Origin of the sequence: Halostagnicola larsenii XH-48 (assembly GCF_000517625.1) — an archaeon.
In the GTDB taxonomy this organism is placed as follows: Archaea; Halobacteriota; Halobacteria; order Halobacteriales; family Natrialbaceae; genus Halostagnicola; species Halostagnicola larsenii.
In genome coordinates this window covers 2,134,835-2,152,976 of the sequence record NZ_CP007055.1, presented here as the reverse complement: position 1 = coordinate 2,152,976, position 18,142 = coordinate 2,134,835, and the positions used below count along the sequence as shown (strand labels likewise).

The window sequence follows — 18,142 nt, the reverse complement described above, 5'->3', positions numbered from 1 at the left end:
CTATGGGACAGACTCTTACCGAAAAGATTCTCGAGGATCACCTCGTCGAGGGCGAACTCGAAACTGGCGAGGAGATCGGCATCGAGATCGATCAGGTTCTGACACAGGATACGACTGGGACGATGGTTTGGCTGCAGTTCGAAGCGATGGGACTGGACGAAGTCCAGACCGAAATCGCTGCGCAGTACTGCGACCACCAGACCTACCAGTTCGACTTTAAGAATACCGACGATCACCGCTTCCTGCGCTCTGCGGCCGGCACGTTCGGCGCGCATTTCTCCCGACCCGGAAACGGTATCTGTCACAACGTCCACCGCGAGAACTTCGCAGCGCCCGGCAAGACGCTGCTCGGCTCGGACAGCCACACCCCGACCCCCGGCGGACTCGGGGAACTCGCGATCGGTGCCGGCGGTATCGACATCACCGTCGCGATGGGCGGCGCGCCCTACTACGTCGAGATGCCCGAAGTCGTCAACGTTCGCCTCGAGGGCGAGCTTCCCGAGTGGGCGACCGCGAAGGACGTCATCCTCGAGATGCTCCGACGGCTCACCGTGAAAGGCGGCGTCGGCAAGATTCTCGAGTACACCGGCCCCGGCGTCGAAACGCTCACCGCACCCGAGCGGATGACGATCACCAACATGGGGACGGAACTCGGCGCGACGACGTCGATCTTCCCGACCGACCACCAGACCGAGGACTACCTCGAACGGCTCGGCCGCGGAGACGAATACGTCGAGTTGCAGCCCGACGACGACGCGGAGTACGACGACGAGATCGTCGTCGACCTCTCGGACCTCGAGCCGCTGGTCGCCCAGCCTTCGATGCCCGACAAGGTCGTTCCCGTCAGCGAAGTCGCCGGTCAGGACGTCGAGCAGGTCATCGTCGGCTCCTGTACCAACGGCGGCTACGAGGACATCCTCCCCGTCGCCAAGATGCTCGAAGGCCGCGAGATCGCGATGGAAACCGAGACGATCGTCGCACCCGGTTCCAAGCAGGCCTCCGAAATGCTCGCACGAGACGGCTGGGTCGCCGAGATGATGGCGGCCGGCGTCAACTTCTCCGAGGCGACCTGCGGTGCCTGTATCGGGATCGGCCACGTGCCGGCCTCCGATTCGGTCTCCATGCGAACCTTCAACCGCAACTTCGAGGGCCGCTCCGGCATCGAAGACGACAACGTCTTCCTCTGCTCACCGGAGGTCGCCGCCGCCGCCGCGATCGCGGGCGAAATCGTCGACCCGCGGGATCTCGAGGACGAACTCGAGGGCCTCGAGGCACCGGGCGTCGAGCTTCCCGACGAGTACGACGGCTCGAAGACCGACCTCATCGCACCCGACGAGGCGGTCGACGACGAACTCATCAAAGGACCGAACATCGGCGACGTCCCGATCCGAGACCAGCTCAGCTCGGACATCTCTGGTGAGGCGCTCTTGAAGATGGAAGACAACATCACGACCGACCACATCATCCCTGCAACGCAGGACATCCTAATGTACCGGTCGAACGTCCCGAAACTCTCGGAGTTCACCCTCTCGCGCGTCGACGACACGTTCGCCGAGCGCGCGCTCGAGGCCGACGGCGGCTTCCTCGTCGCCGGCGAGAACTACGGACAGGGCTCCTCGCGCGAACACGCGGCGCTGTGTCCGATGTACCTCGGCATCGAGGGCGTCCTCGCACAGAGCTTCGCTCGGATCCACCGCGCGAACCTCTTTAACTTCGGTATCGTCCCGCTGACGATCGACGAGGACACCTACGAGAACATCGATCAGGGCGACGAGATCGAAATCGTCGACGACGTCTACGAGGCCGTCGCGAGCGGACAGGAGGAGTTCACCGTCCGCGTCAACGACGACTACGAGGTTACGGCGACGCTCGACGCCTCCCAGCGCGAACGCGACATTCTCGCCGCTGGCGGCAAACTCTCCTGGACGAAAGAACAGGCCCAGGGTAGCGGCGCAGCACCCGCCGACGACTGATCGGATCCGACAGGGTATCGAACCCAGTGGATTCGTCACTTTCGGCGTGCGGTTTTGCGGTTTTTCCTCTCTTTGCTGTCGTCTCTCGAGCAGCCAGTTACCGATCTGGTCGCCGTCGAGCAGCTATTTAGGCGGCTGGCCGCTACTGGAGAGCCGAATGGCTGCCTACGAGAACGCGGGCTATCAGCGACTGTTCGGGGGCGACGGACTCACGTTCGGGACTGGATTTCCGCTCACGGGAGCGAACCGCTCGAGGCCGGACGCCGACGAAGAACTGCGCCTCGCCGAACGCGCTGAGTCGCTCGGCTTCGACGCGCTCTGGTGTCGGGACGTGCCGACCTACTGGCCGAAATTCGGGAATGCCGGCCAGACGTTCGACCCGTGGACGTGGCTGTCTCAGATCGCCGCCGTCACCGACGAGGTCGCGCTCGGGACGGCGAGTATCGTCCTCCCACTTCGCCATCCGCTTCACGTCGCCAAGGCCGCGGCGAGCGTCGACCAACTCTCTTCCGGTCGACTCGTCCTCGGGGTCGCAACTGGCGACAGAGATCCCGAGTTCCCCGCCTTCGACGTGGATCCCGAAAACCGGGGCGCACGCTTTCGGGACGCAATCGATGTCCTCCGTACGGTCTGGCGGGAGGACGAACCCGAACTCGAGACGCGCTGGGGACGGCTCGAGGGGGACCTGCAACTCGTTCCGGAGCCGACGACGGAGACGCTGCCCCTGCTCCCGACGGGCCACGCCAGGCAGGATCTCGAGTGGATCGCCGATCACGGCGACGGCTGGCTGTTCTACCACCTTCCGGAGTCGACACTCGAGAGCTTCCTCGGAGACTGGCGCGACCTCGCAGGCGAGAAGCCGTTCTGTATGGCGATGGGCGTCGAGTTCGCCGAGGATCCGAACGCCGATCCGACGCCGATTCACCAGGGGATGCGGGCCGGCTCGGAGTGGTTCCGCGAGTATTTTCAGGATCTACAGCGACTGGGCGTCGACCACGTCATCGCCAATTTGGGCGGCGAGGATCGAGAGCGCGCGCTCGAGACGTTCGAAGCCGAGATACTCGCCGAATTGTCGTAATCCGATCACGCGACCTGACGGTCGTTCGCGGTGATCGTACGTAGCGATCGTTCGTGGCGCCCGCTCGAGAATCAGTGCTCGAAAAACAGTTCTACTCCCTGTCTGCAGGCTCGTCCGTATCGGAGTCGGGCTCGCTCGCGACCGACCCGGCGACGCGTTTGGCGACCATCGTGGGAATGTCGGATGGCATCGTGAGCAGTCGATCGATGAGGACGAGGCCGACAGCGAGGACGAGCAACGTCCCGCCGATGAGCGGTTCGTCGCGGACGAACGCGAACTCGAGCCCAGCAAGGGCGGCGGGGATCGCGAAGACGAGAATGCCCGCGAATTTGATCGTGTCGATGATGCCGGCCATTGGATCGGGGTATGTCCGACAGCCTCAAAAAGACGCCGACGTCTGCCGACCCGGAACGGCTTTGGCTCGTCGTCCACCACATCCAGCCAGGACATGTTCACGGGAATCGTCGAGGAGACCGGGGAGATACTCGCGCGCGAGCAGACCGACGACGGCCTTCGATACCGAATCGGTGCCGAGGAGGTTGCCGCGGACCTCGAGCACGGCCAGAGTATCAGCGTCAGCGGAGCCTGTCTCACGGTCGAGCGCTTCGCGGAGCGGTCGTGGTTCGAAGTCTTTCTCGCCAGCGAGACGGTCGAGCGGACCTACCTCGGCGAGGTCGGCGAGGGCGACCTCGTCAATCTCGAGCGAGCAATGGCCGCCGACGGCCGCTTCGACGGCCACGTGGTGCAGGGTCACGTCGACGCCGTTGCAACGGTCGAGTCGATCGAATCCGTCGGCGAGGACTGGTACTTCGAGTTCGCGCTCCCCGAGGGGTACGACCGCTACGTCGTCGAGAAGGGATCGATCACCCTCGACGGAATCAGCCTGACCGTCGCCGAACTGACTGACGACGGCCGCGTGACGGTTGCGATCATCCCGACCACCTACGACGAGACCGCCCTCTCCGAGAAATCGCCCGGCGATCCGGTCCACCTCGAGGTCGACGTACTCGCGAAGTACGTCGAACGGCTGGTGGAATCCCACCTCGAGTAATCCGTTGTGAGATGGCTGTAGTCACCAAAATGAACGCGGTCGAAAGCGGTGGATTTCTGCCGAAGAAGACCGCTCGATGCCGATCGTGGAAGCCTTTTCACGAAACTCGTCGGTAGTGATCGTTCGTCCGATCCGGTCCATCTCGTCTGCCGTCACAAAGCTATTCCAGCGCTGGCCACGAAGTCGTCTCTATGCGAGTCCTCGTTGCGGGCGCTCACGGACAGGTCGGACAGCACGTCACGAGCATCGTAGCCGACAGCGAACACGACGCGCGCGGCATGGTCAGAAGCGAGGCGCAGGTCGATGATATCGAAGCGCTCGGGGCCGAACCCGTGGTCGCGGACCTGACCGAGTCTGTCGGTCACGCCGTCGAGGGCTGTGACGCCATCGTGTTCGCCGCCGGGTCGGGCGGTGAGGCCGTCCGGGACGTCGATCGAGACGGGGCGATACGCCTCATCGAAGCCGCCGAGAGCCAGGGTGTCGAGCGGTTCGTCATGCTCAGTTCCCTCGGCGCGGAGACGCCGTCTGCGGCCCCCGAGGCGCTCCGGGACTACCTGAACGCGAAAGCCGAAGCCGACGAGCGACTCCGGGAGAGCGACCTCACGTACACCATCGTTCGTCCCGGCGAACTCACCACCGAGGACGGCACCGGTCGGGTTCGAACCGCCGCCGATCTCGAGCAAAAAGACGGCGATATTCCGCGCGAAGACGTCGCACACGTGCTCGTGACCGCCATCCCCATGGAGAGCACCTACGGCTGTACCTTCGAGGTGCTCTCCGGGGACGAGCCGATAGAAACGGCGCTCGAAGATCCGCTCTGACGCGAACAGACCGGCTAGCGTATCCGCGGGTCGTCTTCGGCTTCGTCTCGCGTCGGGGGCACACTCGAGCGCGGTGACTTACCGCTGAGTCGGTTCGAACTCCGTCCGTTCGGGCGTGAGATCCCGCTTCCCCGCGTCGTCGCGAACCTCGCGGTAGGTTCGGCGGTAGCGGTCGATTTTCCGGTAGAGGTAGTAGCCGAAGACGAGGTTGAAGACGATTATGAAGCCCACGAACGCGACGCCGGGACCGATCGGGAGCAGTGCCGCCCCCAGTCCGGGGACGAACTGCACGCTGAAGTTGTACGTGCCGTGGATGACCGCGGCGATGAGAATCCCCTTGACGACGAGGGGACCGGCGTTGCGCGGATTGAACTTCGCCAGCCCGAGATAGAACCCGGCGATCGTCGAGTAGATGACGTGTCCGGGACCCGCCAGCGCCCTCGTCGTCGCGATTTCGCTCGCGCCGACGAGCAACCCGGTGCCGGCCTCGAGGTCGGTGAGATAGGCGCCGATGTAGATGGCGTTCTCGATGGAGGCGAACCCGAGCCCCGCCACCGCGCCGTAGACCGCGCCGTCGATAACCGCGTCGAAACTGTCGCTTCGGTAGGCGTAGACGCGAACGGCGACCATCTTGATCGTCTCCTCGACGGGGCCGACGACCAGGAAGAAAAACAGGAAACTGCCGAGGATCGTCGCGTCGCTGATGAATAGCCCTGCGGCCGAGTTGACGATCGCCGCGACGGGCGCGAGCAAGATTATCAGTACGTACGTCGCGACGAGAAGACTGAGTGGCTCTTTAGTGGTGATATCGGCGAACCAGATGTACGCCGCCAACAGTGCCGCGGGGACCACCGAGAGCAAGAAAAAGACGCTCACGAGCGGCTCCTCGGCGACGACGATAGCCGGTGACAGCAAAATCAGGGCCGTGATACCCATTGCAGCCAGCAGGAGGATAGCGGGCAACCCGTAGCTGATACCGGCGTAGACCTTACAGGCGGCCCGGTCGAGTACCGTTCGCGGCTCCCACGTCGAGATCTCCTGTAAGTCCCTCGAGTCGTCCGCGGACCGTTCGATCAGATCGCGTCGCCGTGCCATACCTATGGCATCACCCCCTTCCGGAAAGACGTTTTCGCCGTCTCGACACGGAATCCACAAAGGCCTGCCCGCCGAACGGGCGCGTATGCACTTCGACCAACGAACCCAACGCGCGCTTCGAGACGTCGGCCTCGAGACCGCGGACCTCCGCGAGGCGTCCGCGGCCGTCGTCGACGCCGTCGAGGCCGACGCCGAGGCGCTCGAGTCCTTCTTCGAGGCACACGAGACGGTCTACTCCGATATGGACATGGCCCACTCGAGCGACGAGTACCCCGAACACGCCGTCGACTATCTGGACCTGATGACCCACGCCGACGAGATGCGCGGCTGGCTCCGCTTCGATAGCTGGGGCGTCTACGTCGAGGACGGGCGGATCCTCGGCGACGATCACGTCGAACTGACGCTCGGGCCGACGATCGACGGCCGGGTCAGATTCGCCTCGGATCGCGACACGCTCCGATGATCGGAGGCAGTTCCGCGAGGCGACACGCTATGATGATCTGGGACGGTTCCGCGAGCGCCCACCGGTCGCGGGAGGAGGGCGGTCGATGACGGCGGTTCGCGTCCGGGGCATCTACACGACGGCTCTCACCCGCCTCCTGAGCGAAGCCGGCTTCGATATCGTTCAGGCCTCCGAGCCGATCCGCGAGCGCTTCGACGACGAGTTCGCGGTCGCCCCCGCCGCGGTCGCCGTCGAGACGACCCGCGACAGACAGGGCGTCGGGATCTCGGGTCCGCCGGCGGCAGTCGAGGCGGTCGCCGACGAACTCGAGTCCCTCGCGATCGACACCTTTCGGTGGGAGAGCGAGGTGCCCGAGGGTGCCCTGTTCGACGCCGAAGTGCTCGAGGCCGCGGGCGGCAGCGGCGCGGTCGTCGACCTCGGCGACGGCCGTCGCGGCTATCTGAACTACGACGACGCGGACGGGTACGTCGATTCCGGCGACCGGTACCGCCTGCAGGTTCGCGACTCGACCCCGCCGTGGACCGACGACCGCCCGCGGGTCGTCTCGACCCGCGAGGTTCGCAGCGGGCTCTGTACCCTCTCTCGAGACCGGAACGGGGTTTCGGCCGCGCTCTCGGGCGAGCGCGCGAACGAACTCGTCGGCATGACTGACCTGCTCTCGACGGACGTTCCGGACGGCTGGGGGCTCCGCTGGCACCACGCCGCCGCGGACGCGGACCTCGAGGCGCTGGGCGAGGCGCTGGATCGGGTCGTCGAACGCGCCGCGGCGCTCGAGGACGAACTAGCCGACGCGCCGGCCGAATCGGATGCCCCATCACGGCTGGTCGCGCCGCGGTCGACGGTTTGGCTGTGGTTCGGCCGTCGCTCCCGGTTCGCGCTCGACGAGGCCCGCCGCGCCGTCGAGACGACGATGCCCGGCCACCACCGGACCAAGGCCGCCGACCGGGCGGCGAGTTCAGCGGTCGATTTCGCGGAGGCCGTCTGTGCCACTCCCGCGGCCGCCTTCGGCTCGGAGGCGGAGTCCGACTCGGACGTGGCGGCCCAGTTCCCGTTCGCCGCCGTCGCCGAACAGTTCGGCCCGCTCGCGGGCGATCGCCTCGAGATCGGTCACGGCAAACCCGACGGGCGACTGTTCTCGCTCGGTGCCGGCACCGTCACCGAGTGGGACCCCGAGGGAAAACTCACGCTCGAGCGCTCGATGAGCGCCGGCGGCAGCTACGACGCGCTCGGAACCCCCAAGGAGGACGGCGATACGGCCGTCACGAAGTTCCGCGAGGGCCGCTGGTGGTATCCGACGACGTACAGAGCCGATGACGGCTCGACGAAGGGCACCTACGTCAACGTCTGTACGCCGGTCGAACTCTTTCCCGGGACGGCCCGGTACGTCGACCTCTACGTCGACGTGATTCGGCCGCCCGAGGGGAACGTCGAAATCGTGGACGAGGCCGAACTCGAGGCCGCCGTCAACGATGGACTCGTTTCGACGGCGCTGGCAGAGAAAGCGCGAAACGTCGCCGAAGCCGTCGAGCGGGCGCTTTCGAAGTAACACGATACTCGAAAACGGGTGCGTCACAGCCGAGAACGCCAGGTTCCGGTCGTCAATCCGAGAGCGCGACGCTCTCGCCTGCGTTCTCGACGGTGGCATCTGCCGATAGAAGGAGGTGGACGTAATCGTCGAGGTCGAGTGCGAACTCGCCGGCAGCGTGCGGGTCGACCCAGTAGAAGTCGAACTCGAACCCGTGTTCACTGCCGCCGTCGGTCACCGTGTGCGTCCATCGATCGCGCGGCTCGTGAACCCTCGAGTGAAAGAAGTGGCGCACGTACCGCTTTGGCGGAGACCGCCGTCGCGTCCAGACGTCGGTCGCGAGGTGGCGAGTCGCGTTGAGCGCCCCGAGACCGCTCTCCTCGATTACCTCCCTGAATAGCGCTTCTCGAGGCGTCTCTCCCGACTCGAGGGTTCCTTTCGGGATCTGTCTCCCGTCGTGTCCCGGCCCGTCGAACACCAGCAACTCGCCCGTGTTGCGGGTGATGTAGGCGCAGGCCTTCTGGACGTACGTAACGTTCTCCATGATACAGTCTCGCACAACGACCGGCGTGAAAAGCGTATCCTGAAGGGAATTAAGTGTGATTAAGGGGATTTCGGTGTGAAATAGTCGCCCCTCCCAGTTTGTGGCGATGGAAATAGGGCTGGATAGCGGCGACGCGACCGCTCCCGATCAGTCTGCGGTCGATGCCGAATCGGCGTCCGCGACCGCCTGATCGGTTCGCCGCGCGAACGCGGTCGCGAGCGCCGGCCCGGAGATGTTATGCCAGACGCTAAACAGCGCCGGGATCAGCGCGGCGATCGGGTCGAAAAACGACACCGCGAGCGCGACGGCGAGGCCGCTGTTCTGGAGGCCGACCTCGAACGCACAGGCACGTGTTCGGTCCGTGCTCATGCCGGTCAGATAACCGGCACCGTAGCCGGCTCCGAGTCCGAGGGCGTTGTGGACGATCACCGCGAGGAAGACGGTGGCGCTCGCGGTGAGGATCTCCTCGACGTTGAGCCCGACGATCGCCGCGACGATGAGGACGATCGTGAGCACGCTGACCGCGGGAAAAATGGAGAGTCCGGCGTTTGCGACCGCCGGTGCGTACCGATCGAGGATGACTCGCAGGAGGAGCCCCGCGACGACCGGAATCAGGACGATCAGCACGATTTCCTCGGCCATTGCGCCGAAGGTGACGGTGATCTCCTCGCCCGCGAGCAGAACGATCCAGGCCGGCATGACCAGCGGTGCGGCGAGAGTCGTCACCGACGTGATCGTCACCGAGAGCGCAACGTCGCCGCGGCCGAGGTACGTCATCACGTTCGAGGCCGTTCCGCCCGGTGCGGCGCCGAGCAGAATCAACCCCACGCCGATGTCTCGCGGAAGGCCGAGAAGGGCGACGAGTAGATAGGCAAATACCGGCATGAATACCCACTGTGCGGCCGCACCGATGAAAACGTCTCGAGGGCGCTCGATAATCCGACGGAAATCCGCGGGCGTAAGCGTGAGGCCCATCCCGAGCATGATGACGCCCAGAAACACCGAAATGTAGTCGCCCAGAGGCGTAAACGTCGATGGAGAGTACAACGCGAGCGCCGAGCCGAGGAGAATCCAGACGACGAAGTACGTGCTCGTAACCGCGCCGATCCGTTCGAGTCGTCCGATCACGCCCATCGATCTGTCCACCCCTCGAGTGTCATACAATCACACCCTCGAGCGATCGAGCATAAACTCCCTGATCACGCGCGGCGGTGCTGGTAACTGGAGTGACGGTGGGGGGTACTGCTTTCTTGCTCGCCGCCAAACCTCCACATTACGATGAATGAACCAGTTCGGACGCTCCTCACCGGTGCGACAGGCTCGCTCGGGCGGGAGTTGCGGCCTCGATTGCATCGTGCAGGTCACGACGTTCGAGCGACGAGTCGGTCGCCGCCGTCGGAAACTGATGATCACGCCGAGTGGGTTACGTTCGATCTGAAAGACGGAACGGGACTGTCGGACGCCGTCACGGGTATCGATGTCGTCGTTCACGCCGCGTCCGCCCCGCGCGGAGACAGCGAAGCGGTCGACGTTCGCGGGACTGAGAGGCTCCTCGAGGCGGCCGCCACCGCCGGCGTTTCGAACTTCGTGTACGTCTCTATCGTCGGTGTCGACGAGATTCCGTACTCGTACTACGAGCACAAGCGAGCCGCCGAACGGATCGTCGAACGGTCTCCCGTTCCCGCGACGATCGTCCGTGCCACGCAGTTTCACGAGTTCGTTTTCGGATTACTTGACGGACTCTCGTGGGCGCCGATCTGGCCGCTCCCGATCGATTTCCAGATGCAGCCGATCGAAACCGGTGAGGCAGCCGCGGCGATCGTCGACCGCGCGACGCTCGAACCGGCTGGATGGGTACCACCTGTCGGTGGTCCCGAGGTCCGAACCGTCGGCGAACTCGCTCGGGCCTATCGCGACAGTCGATCCGCGCGGCGTCCGATCGTTCCTGTCCCGGTTCCGGGCGCCATTGCTCGCGGCTTCCGGGCCGGCGAGGCGACGTGTCCAGAGCGGACCATGGGTTCGGTGACGTGGAAGCAGTGGCTCGAGAAGACGAAAACCGATTCAGAACAGTAAGCCGTCTCGGTCGGTTAGTCGGCCGCAGGTTGGTCGGTTAGTCGGCCGCAGGTTAGTTGGCCGCAGGTTGGTCGGTTAGTCAGCTGCAAGCTTATCGAGTCCGGCCGACTCGATGTCCGCGCCGTCGACCGAGGTTCGAAGCGAGTCCATTCCGTCGTCGCGGTCGATGCCGAAGTCGTTCTCGTAGAGTTCGTCGACGCGGGCCATCTCCTCGTCGGTGAGCTTCGGCACGTCGCTGGCCGCTGCCCACTCGTCGATGTCGGCTTTCGTGCGGAAGGTTGGCGTCACGGAGGCGACTGAATCGTGCGAAAGCAACCACGCGATGGCGGCCTGACCCATCGTCCGCTCGCCCGCCTGCTCTAAGAACCGCAGTTTCTCGAGTTTCTCCCAGCCGGTTTCGTACCAGGCGTCGGGACGGAAGCCGCGGTGGTCGCCCTCGCCGAGTTCAGTGTCGGGGGTGACCTGCTCGTTGAGGATGCCCGAGGAGTGAGGGACCCGCGGGATGAGACTCGTCGACGAGCCGGTTCGTTCGATCGTCTCGAGGAAGTGGTCGCCGACCTCCTGCTCAAGTACGTTCCAGACAAGTTGGACCGAGTCGAACTCCGCTTCGATGGCGAGGTCGCCCTCCGCGAGCCAGCCGATCGAGGGGCCGAGCGCGAGCCCCGTCGCGTCGATTTTCCCCTCTTCCTCGAGTTCGTCCAGTAGTTCGAGCACGTCCGGCGTGATCTCGGAGACGTCCGCGTTGTGAAGCTGCAGGAGGTCGACCGAGTCCATCTCGAGGCGCTCGAGACTCTTTTCGACGGCCTCCCGGAGGTACTCGGGATTCATCTGCTTTGGAATCTCGCCGTGGCCGGCCTGGGGATTGTTGTAGAAGTCGTAGCCGACCTTGGTCGCGACCGTCACTTCGTCTCGGACCTCAGACAGCGCTCGTCCCACGATCTCCTCGCTGCGACCGTGGCCGTAGACGTCGCCCGTATCGACGTAGGTGACGCCCTGATCGACTGCGTACTGGAGCATCTCGATCGCATCCTCCTCGGAGCGGTCGCCCCACCAGTCGGTACCGACGGTCCACGCGCCGAAACCGACCTCGCTGACCTCGAGGCCGGAGTCACCGAGTTCGCTGTATTGCATATCCAATCGTTCGGAGCGAGGGAACTTAGGGTGTACGGAACGTCCCCACTCGATGGGAATTTTACGCCGTGTGGTCGGGCTCTCCGTAGAGAAAGCGTACTTTACCGCGAGACCGAACTGCTTACAGCACGGCTATTTTAGATACGTGTATGAACAAAATTCTCACGCGCCGGTTGGGGCCGTTTCTCGCGCTGTTTGCCCTCGTAGTACTGCTGTCTGCTCTCGTGGTCGGTCTGATCAGTGACGGTTCGTTCCTCGAGTCGCTGGAATTGATCGTCATCGTCATCGCTGGCCTCGTCGGGTTTTTGGGGGTGGTCGCAGTGATTTTACTCACCGGCGTCGTTTTCGCGTTCCTGATCGCTCGAGCGATCTCGTTTCTCCATCCCTGAACGCAACCTAAGGCCTCGAGCGTGCAGTTTTCGTCGGTTTTACCGATCGTCCGGCAAGTCGATCGGACAACCGAACCCCTATGACCTCCGCGACAGTATTCGTTGCTATGACAAAGCGGCACGTCTCGCTTCCCGAGGAGGCAGAGGCGGGAATGCGGGAGTTCGTAGCGGAGGTCGACGAACGACTCTCGAGCGACGAAGACACGTGCAGCGTCGTCGAAGACGTTCTGATCGACCTCTCCGGGGACAGAGACGCCTACGATCGATGGCAGGCCGGCGGCTCGGTTTCGACGGCAGAGCGAGTTCGGTTACAGAGCTACGACCCGTGTCATACGACCCTCGAGAGCGAATACTACGCGGAGAAAGACGAGGAAGCCTTCCGCAGGTCGAAACACCTCCAGTGGCTCTGGCGGCAGTTCGACAGCCTCCCGATCGCGGACAACGTCGAGTTCGCGCTCCGATTCCGGCGGATGCTCGCAGATCACCTCTTCGAGGAGTGCGGGGACAACTGCCGATTCTTCAAGGGGATCTCCTTTACCTACGGCCACAACATCACGATCGGCGACAACACGGTCGTCCACGACGACGCTCACTTAGACGACAGGGGAAAACTCACCATCGGCGATCGGGTATCGATCTCCGACGGCGTCCACGTCTATAGCCACGATCACGATGTCGTCGATCAAACGGCCGTCCGTAACTTCCACACGATCGTCGAGGACGATGTTCGACTCACGTACGACTCGATGGTCCGCGCCGGCAACAAGGTCGGCGAGAACGCCATCGTCGGCGCGCGCGGCGTCGTCCAGCACGACATTCCGGCCCACCACATCGCCGTCGGCATGCCGGCAAAGAGCGTCAAGATCAAACCAGGCTGGGAGTCGGTCGCCACCCCGATCGAAGACGCCGGTGTCAACCGACAGGAACGGCGACACCTCGAGTACGACCTCGACGACACCCTCGAGGTGTTCGACGAGTTCCAGCGCGATCTCGAGCCCCCGAACTGAACGGTTCCGCGAGAGTGACTCTCTCGCCGGTTGAACGCAGGGAATAGCCAAGTGTGTGGAGTGCGTTATGTTCACACATGGACCCCTGGGGGTGGCTCGTCGGCTATGCGGTCCTGTTCGTCCTGCTCCACCTGTTGTTGTACTACTTTTACGTTCGCCGAGCGAGCGACGAGCCGTCCTCGTCCCCGTCGTTTTCGGACCCGGATCGCGGCCGACCGCGCACCGCTCCCCAGACGCCGCACGATCATTACTCCCCACAACAGGAGTTCGACGATCCGTCCGAACTCGAGGAAACGCTCGAGTTCGACGGGGAAACGATCCAGTGTCCGCACTGTGGCGCTCGCAACGAGTCCGATCAGACGTTTAGTTACTGCTGGAACTGCGTGTCGTCGATCCACCGGTAGGAGAGCGCCGAGCCTCGAGATAACCGAGCCTCGTCGGTCGATCCACTGGCAGTTCACAGTCTGCGGTCGGTAATCAGTCGTTAGGACCGCTCGTCGGCCGGCCGGTGTTCGTCACCGAACTCGTTTCGAGTCTGCCAATCCGTCCTCGAGCGCGTCGAGGTGGTCCGCGCCGACGACAGCGACGACGGATCCGCGCTCTCGGTGGGCCCGCAACTGCTCGAGCATGCACCGCTCGCGCGTTTCGTCACGGTAGGCTAGCGAACTCGTCGTTCCGCCTGTTCCGGCGAGCAGCGCCCGAACGCCGGAGACGTGCGCCCGCTCGTGGGCCGCCTGCGTCTCCGGGTCGTCGTCGTGCGTACACGAGTAGGATATCGGCTCGTCGCAGGCGACGGTTATCGACGTCGCGTCGGTGATCGTCGCGGCGACGCGGCAGGTCAGCGCGTCCCTGGTCGCGCCTCCGAGACTCGAGACAACGCGTCTGGCGGTCGAGGGAGAGACGCGGTCGGCGACGAGTCGAGCGACGAGGCGGCGAAAAAACGGCCAGTTCGGGGCGTCGATACCGGTGATGTCCGCGTTCGAAACGGCGTCGATCGCCGCGCTCATCTCGCCACCGAAGCGCGGTGGAGTCCGCTCGTCTCGTGCGTACGCACGATACAACGGAACGGCGGCCGAGGGCAACTCGAGCGCGAGGATATCGGGTTCGGTCCGCTCGAGGACCGCCCGAACGCGACCGACGCTCGCGGGGTGATCGTGGACGACGCCGAGGAGCACGACATCACCGGGGGGACGTCGAACAGAACGACAGAACCGGTCGGTGACTCGAGGGTCATCGACCTCGCTTGCGATCGAAGACGCGGCCATGTGAAGACGAATACTACTACGGGAGGACGATCATAACCCTTCCGTTATTCGCGGAAGTCGCTCGTTTACCGCGTGAAACGATCGGTGGACTCGAGGTGGGGGATGATTACCGCGGTCGGGCTCGGCCGGTTCGACCGGCGCTCGCCGAAGCGTCGATGCGGACTCGAGACGCGACGTGGAGGGGGACTATTCCGTCCGTTCGTCCTCGTTGTGGAAAGTAACGGACTGTGAGCGCTGACAACGGTTTTGCCGGTTTATCCGACCCGAATCCCTTGGTACGGGTAGATAGCCAGTAGTGTGCGCTCTCACGACCGCTGACTGACGGTTTGACGGAGACGGACGGCAGCCGTCGTCGGTCGACAAACGGGTGCCGGCCGTCTTTCAACGGGCGTCAGCCGTCTTCCGGCTGTCGTCGACCGTTTTCCAACGCAACTGCCGTCTTTGACCGGCAATACGGCACAACGAGGGAAAACGGCCGGCGCAGTCGGACGGGCGTCTGTGCAGGCTCGAGCGTGAGGATCCGAACCTGAACCGACCGAACCGACACCGGAGACACCATGCGGGACACACTCGAACCGTGGGATACCGGAAAGCGGGTACTGAACGCTGACGGGACCGTAGTCGGGCGTATCGCACATGTAGAAAACGGGCGTGGGTACGTCGTGTTCGATCCGACGCTCATCCAGACGATCAAGGCGAAACTCGGCTGGGGGGCCGTCACCGACGAGGCGCATCCGCTCGATTCGGGAAGTATCGAGAAGGTTACGGACGATGCGGTTCATCTCCGCGGAACGCTCTGAACCCGACGGTGTCGGCGGTCTTTTTACCGACTATCGTCGAACGAAGACAGCGGCGTCGCGGTCGCCCGATGCCGTCTGAACACGCCGTCTGCCCACTCGAGTGCGGCCGTCGAATCGTTCCGGATAACGCCCCGGTGTGTCAGATCGTCGTTAAACGGGATGACGAAGACGACAGACTCCGTCGGCGTTTCGACGATCGAGAGCTCGTAGGGGATCGTTGGGGCCGTATAGATGTCGAGCCCGCTGTCGAGGGCACCGTTTTGCAGGAGCTCCGAATGCTCCGTGAATATCACCCTCGCGAGATCCTCGGTAAGCACGAGTTCGGCCTCGAGTTCGCCGTTGACCGAGCGATCGCGGAACTGGTGTCGGAGCGTCGGGGTCCTGTCGGCTGCACCCATTCCGCGAAACCGCTCGGCACGGTCGACCAGGTCGGTGATCTCCTCGAGCGGTTCGTTCGGCGCGTGTGCTGGAACCTCGAGTAAGGTGGCACCGCGGACCATCTCGGCGCTGATCGGCGTCTCCGCCGGCAGATCGTGCAACAAATCGCTCAATTTGGCGATCGACTCGAACGTCTGGCGACTTCGACGGTGCTCTGCGAGCGCGAGTCGTCCGGCCACGGTCAGTCGAAACCCGTCCTCACAGCGCCGAATGCAATCGACCAACTCGAGTTCTCTGATGGCTCGATCGATCGTCGACCGGGAACAGTCGAGGACCGCGATGAGTTCGCGTTTGTCCGCCGGCCCGTCGGCGAGCCGCTCGAGCAGTGGCGAACGCTTGGCGACCGTCCGTAAAACGTCGGGATCGCCACTCGAATGCCCCATCTCACCTATTGGACGACGAGCGACGAGTAAAAAGTTCTCGGTCAGGCGGTCCGCGTCGGCGCTTACACGCCGGTCCTGTAACCTCACACGCCAGTACTGTAGCGCAGAATGCCCGCAAAGCCGCCGAAGGCGTTGTAGAGCTGCTCGCCCTTCTCGAAGTCCGTCGAGATGAATTTCGTCTCAGTACCGCGCTGTTCGGCGATTTCGATGAGGTGATCGATCGCGTCCTCGCGGTCGTCTTCTCCGGCCTCGATCGGGGTTCCACACTCCGAACACTCGTGCTCCGGCGTCGAGTTGCGTCGATCGATTACCTCGTAGTCGGTGTTCGAACACTCCGGACAGTCGAAGATGACGACGTCGGAGCGCAGGTCTTCGCTGATCAACAGCGTCTCGACCGAGCCCATGATGAGGTTCTCGCGGGTTTGCTCGAAACCGTAGGTCGCCCGCTCGCCCGCGTGAAGCTCCTCGAAGAACTCCTCCATCTCCTGTTTTTCCTTCATTACCTCCGCGTCGGCCAGCGCGTCCTCGGCGTTGTCGACGAGTTCTTTCAGGCCGGACTCGTCGGTGTAGGAGACGTCGAACTTGCCGATAACGTTGCCCTGAATCTCGTGGTGAAGGTAATCGCCGTCGAGAAACTCGTCTTTGGTCGGCGACGGACCGCCGACGAGGATCCCGTCGAGTTCGTGGCGTTTCGCCACGAAGAGGTCGTTGGCCATTCCCGCAACCTCCTGGTAGAAGTTGTCGATGGCCTCAAGGCGCAGTCGGGCGAACCGCTGTGCGGACTGGCCACCTTTTCGCTGTTTGCCGGGCACCAGTGAGGAGGCGGATTTGACCGGCTCGATGCGTTTGCCACGCAGCCAGCCGACGTTCGCCTCGCGCCGGTCGAGGACGATCAGGCCGTACAGGCCGTTGTCCGCAAGCATGTGCTCTAACGGCTCGGTGAGAAAGTCCGAATCGCAGTGATAGCGAAACGACTCGACGGGCTGGGGCGGGCTCTCGAGGACTTTCGTGACCATCTCCGTTCGGCCGCCGCCGGAGTCGACGGCTCCCGAGAACATGACGAGACCGTTGTCCGGTGGAAACGTGTCGTAGTACCGAAGCCGGTCTTTGATCGAGGTCAACGCGTCCTGCACGTTAGTGCGAGTCTGCTTTGACTTGATGTTTGCCGCCTCGGAGTGTTCCTGGGTGACGTGTGCGACGACGTCACTGATCTGGCGATCGTCGGGAACGTAGATAGTCACGAGTTGCGTTCCCGACCCCTCGAAATCCTTGAGATCCTCGATAACCTTCCGGAATTCGTACTTCTTCCGGTCGGATTGCTCCTGCTCGCCCTCCTGACTCATTGCCCGTACAAAACAGTGCTGCGGGTAAGTATTTGTTGACCTGCCCGAGCGCGTGCGTAACGGCCGGTTCGAAGCTCCGCTGTCGGGTCGAGCCCCACCGCACGCTCGATCCGAGGACCGAATCAGGCCGTCGTCTGTGGGCGGTGGTCGCCCCGACTCGAGCGATTTCGGTTTCGGTATCGAAGCCGTTTTGCCTCGCGCACCCCTCGGTCAGTGCATGAACGGCGATAGCGACATGACTCTGGCGTTCGAACTCGAGGCGTTAAAGGAGGTCGCCTCACCCGAATCCGTCTTCGAGGACGCCAGAAGCTGGACCACCTACATCGGGGTCGTCTCCGAGAAACCGACCTACGTCGTCACGAACTTCACGCGGAAAAATCGCGTGCGACAGGACTTCTTCTCCGGTCCCCGCGGCGTCGACGAGAGCCTCGAGGGCGTCAAAGACCAGTTCGACACCGACCGGTACGTCTTCATCGGGACGACCGACGACGACGAAGCCCGCGCCGACGACCTCGGCTGGGAGTACCTCGACATCGAGGACGCCGCCGAGGCCGCCGACTGGACGATGGGATCGGATACGACGCCCGAGGAAATCGAGCCGGATACGTCTCGAGACGACTGGCCCTGACCGTCTCGAGCAATTCTATCCTTTCAAAAGTTCATTCCGTAGACATTATTAAGCAAAATACGTAAATGTGTTTGTAGGAACGACACGCTCGCTACAGATGCATCTCGAGCGAAGCAGGCATTATCTTTACGTAGA

Annotated in this window: 20 protein-coding genes; 12 read left to right on the top strand and 8 right to left on the bottom strand. The window is 63.7% G+C overall.

The window, feature by feature from the left end; all coding sequences use genetic code 11:
* The first annotated feature begins 2 nt into the window (after positions 1 to 2).
* Positions 3 to 1,973, top strand: coding sequence for an aconitate hydratase (locus HALLA_RS10910; protein WP_049953377.1), 1,971 nt, complete (start codon positions 3 to 5; stop codon positions 1,971 to 1,973).
* Positions 1,974 to 2,130: 157 nt separating this feature from the next.
* The gene (locus tag HALLA_RS10905; protein ID WP_049953376.1) at positions 2,131 to 3,051 is read left to right on the top strand and encodes an LLM class oxidoreductase; all 921 of its coding nucleotides are present in this window, start codon (positions 2,131 to 2,133) and stop codon (positions 3,049 to 3,051) included.
* A 91-nt stretch (positions 3,052 to 3,142) separates the two neighbouring features.
* Here HALLA_RS10905 and HALLA_RS10900 read toward each other — a convergent pair whose 3' ends face one another.
* Positions 3,143 to 3,406 (bottom strand): DUF7533 family protein, encoded by a 264-nt coding sequence (locus HALLA_RS10900; protein WP_049953375.1) that lies wholly within the window; start codon positions 3,404 to 3,406, stop codon positions 3,143 to 3,145.
* Positions 3,407 to 3,499: 93 nt separating this feature from the next.
* Here HALLA_RS10900 and HALLA_RS10895 point away from each other — a divergent pair, with 93 nt between their 5' ends.
* A complete protein-coding gene (locus HALLA_RS10895) occupies positions 3,500 to 4,102 on the top strand; it encodes a riboflavin synthase (protein ID WP_049953374.1) in 603 nt (200 codons plus the stop codon).
* 191 nt (positions 4,103 to 4,293) lie between these two features.
* Positions 4,294 to 4,923: an SDR family oxidoreductase gene (locus HALLA_RS10890; protein ID WP_049953373.1), complete on the top strand. Its 630-nt coding sequence runs from the start codon at positions 4,294 to 4,296 to the stop codon at positions 4,921 to 4,923.
* 78 nt (positions 4,924 to 5,001) lie between these two features.
* Here the strand turns inward: HALLA_RS10890 and HALLA_RS10885 are convergent, their stop codons facing one another.
* Entirely contained in the window at positions 5,002 to 6,018 is a 1,017-nt protein-coding gene (locus HALLA_RS10885) for a PrsW family intramembrane metalloprotease (protein WP_049953371.1), read from the bottom strand.
* Positions 6,019 to 6,103: 85 nt separating this feature from the next.
* On the opposite strand from HALLA_RS10885, the gene HALLA_RS10880 reads away from it, so the two are divergent.
* Both HALLA_RS10880 and HALLA_RS10875 read left to right on the top strand, forming a co-directional pair.
* On the top strand, positions 6,104 to 6,481 hold the full coding sequence (locus HALLA_RS10880) for a DUF7532 family protein (RefSeq protein ID WP_049953370.1): 378 nt from the start codon (positions 6,104 to 6,106) through the stop codon (positions 6,479 to 6,481).
* A gap of 85 nt (positions 6,482 to 6,566) precedes the next feature.
* Positions 6,567 to 8,027 carry a DUF402 domain-containing protein gene (locus HALLA_RS10875; RefSeq protein ID WP_049953369.1) on the top strand — a complete coding sequence of 487 codons (1,461 nt, stop codon included), beginning with the start codon at positions 6,567 to 6,569 and terminating at the stop codon, positions 8,025 to 8,027.
* Positions 8,028 to 8,079: 52 nt separating this feature from the next.
* Here the strand turns inward: HALLA_RS10875 and HALLA_RS10870 are convergent, their stop codons facing one another.
* Both HALLA_RS10870 and HALLA_RS10865 read right to left on the bottom strand, forming a co-directional pair.
* Complete coding sequence (locus HALLA_RS10870; protein WP_049953368.1) at positions 8,080 to 8,550, bottom strand: NUDIX hydrolase; 471 nt, start codon at positions 8,548 to 8,550, stop codon at positions 8,080 to 8,082.
* Positions 8,551 to 8,697: 147 nt separating this feature from the next.
* The gene (locus HALLA_RS10865; RefSeq protein WP_049953367.1) at positions 8,698 to 9,684 is read right to left on the bottom strand and encodes a bile acid:sodium symporter family protein; all 987 of its coding nucleotides are present in this window, start codon (positions 9,682 to 9,684) and stop codon (positions 8,698 to 8,700) included.
* Between the two features lie 144 nt (positions 9,685 to 9,828).
* On the opposite strand from HALLA_RS10865, the gene HALLA_RS10860 reads away from it, so the two are divergent.
* Positions 9,829 to 10,623, top strand: a complete 795-nt coding sequence (locus HALLA_RS10860) for an SDR family oxidoreductase (protein ID WP_049953366.1) — start codon at positions 9,829 to 9,831, stop codon at positions 10,621 to 10,623.
* 75 nt (positions 10,624 to 10,698) lie between these two features.
* Here HALLA_RS10860 and HALLA_RS10855 read toward each other — a convergent pair whose 3' ends face one another.
* On the bottom strand, positions 10,699 to 11,754 hold the full coding sequence (locus tag HALLA_RS10855; RefSeq protein ID WP_049953365.1) for an aldo/keto reductase: 1,056 nt from the start codon (positions 11,752 to 11,754) through the stop codon (positions 10,699 to 10,701).
* A gap of 149 nt (positions 11,755 to 11,903) precedes the next feature.
* On the opposite strand from HALLA_RS10855, the gene HALLA_RS10850 reads away from it, so the two are divergent.
* The 3 genes from HALLA_RS10850 to HALLA_RS10840 all read left to right on the top strand — a co-directional run bounded on the left by HALLA_RS10850 (position 11,904) and on the right by HALLA_RS10840 (position 13,554).
* Positions 11,904 to 12,143, top strand: a complete 240-nt coding sequence (locus tag HALLA_RS10850) for a hypothetical protein (RefSeq protein ID WP_049953364.1) — start codon at positions 11,904 to 11,906, stop codon at positions 12,141 to 12,143.
* Positions 12,144 to 12,250: 107 nt separating this feature from the next.
* Positions 12,251 to 13,150: an acyltransferase gene (locus HALLA_RS10845; RefSeq protein ID WP_049953363.1), complete on the top strand. Its 900-nt coding sequence runs from the start codon at positions 12,251 to 12,253 to the stop codon at positions 13,148 to 13,150.
* Between the two features lie 77 nt (positions 13,151 to 13,227).
* Positions 13,228 to 13,554: a DUF7577 domain-containing protein gene (locus HALLA_RS10840; RefSeq protein WP_049953362.1), complete on the top strand. Its 327-nt coding sequence runs from the start codon at positions 13,228 to 13,230 to the stop codon at positions 13,552 to 13,554.
* 111 nt (positions 13,555 to 13,665) lie between these two features.
* On the opposite strand, the gene HALLA_RS10835 is transcribed toward HALLA_RS10840, so the two are convergent.
* A complete protein-coding gene (locus tag HALLA_RS10835; protein WP_049953361.1) occupies positions 13,666 to 14,415 on the bottom strand; it encodes a hypothetical protein in 750 nt (249 codons plus the stop codon).
* A 557-nt stretch (positions 14,416 to 14,972) separates the two neighbouring features.
* Here HALLA_RS10835 and HALLA_RS10830 point away from each other — a divergent pair.
* Positions 14,973 to 15,215: a hypothetical protein gene (locus HALLA_RS10830; RefSeq protein ID WP_049953360.1), complete on the top strand. Its 243-nt coding sequence runs from the start codon at positions 14,973 to 14,975 to the stop codon at positions 15,213 to 15,215.
* A 23-nt stretch (positions 15,216 to 15,238) separates the two neighbouring features.
* On the opposite strand, the gene HALLA_RS10825 is transcribed toward HALLA_RS10830, so the two are convergent.
* Together HALLA_RS10825 and prf1 are read right to left on the bottom strand one after the other, a co-directional pair.
* The gene (locus HALLA_RS10825; protein ID WP_049953359.1) at positions 15,239 to 16,036 is read right to left on the bottom strand and encodes a helix-turn-helix transcriptional regulator; all 798 of its coding nucleotides are present in this window, start codon (positions 16,034 to 16,036) and stop codon (positions 15,239 to 15,241) included.
* A gap of 83 nt (positions 16,037 to 16,119) precedes the next feature.
* Entirely contained in the window at positions 16,120 to 17,379 is a 1,260-nt protein-coding gene (prf1, locus tag HALLA_RS10820) for a peptide chain release factor aRF-1 (RefSeq protein ID WP_049953358.1), read from the bottom strand.
* Between the two features lie 217 nt (positions 17,380 to 17,596).
* Between prf1 and HALLA_RS10815 the strand changes: the two genes are divergently transcribed.
* Positions 17,597 to 18,007, top strand: coding sequence for a DUF7124 domain-containing protein (locus tag HALLA_RS10815; protein WP_049953357.1), 411 nt, complete (start codon positions 17,597 to 17,599; stop codon positions 18,005 to 18,007).
* The last annotated feature ends 135 nt before the right edge of the window (positions 18,008 to 18,142 follow it).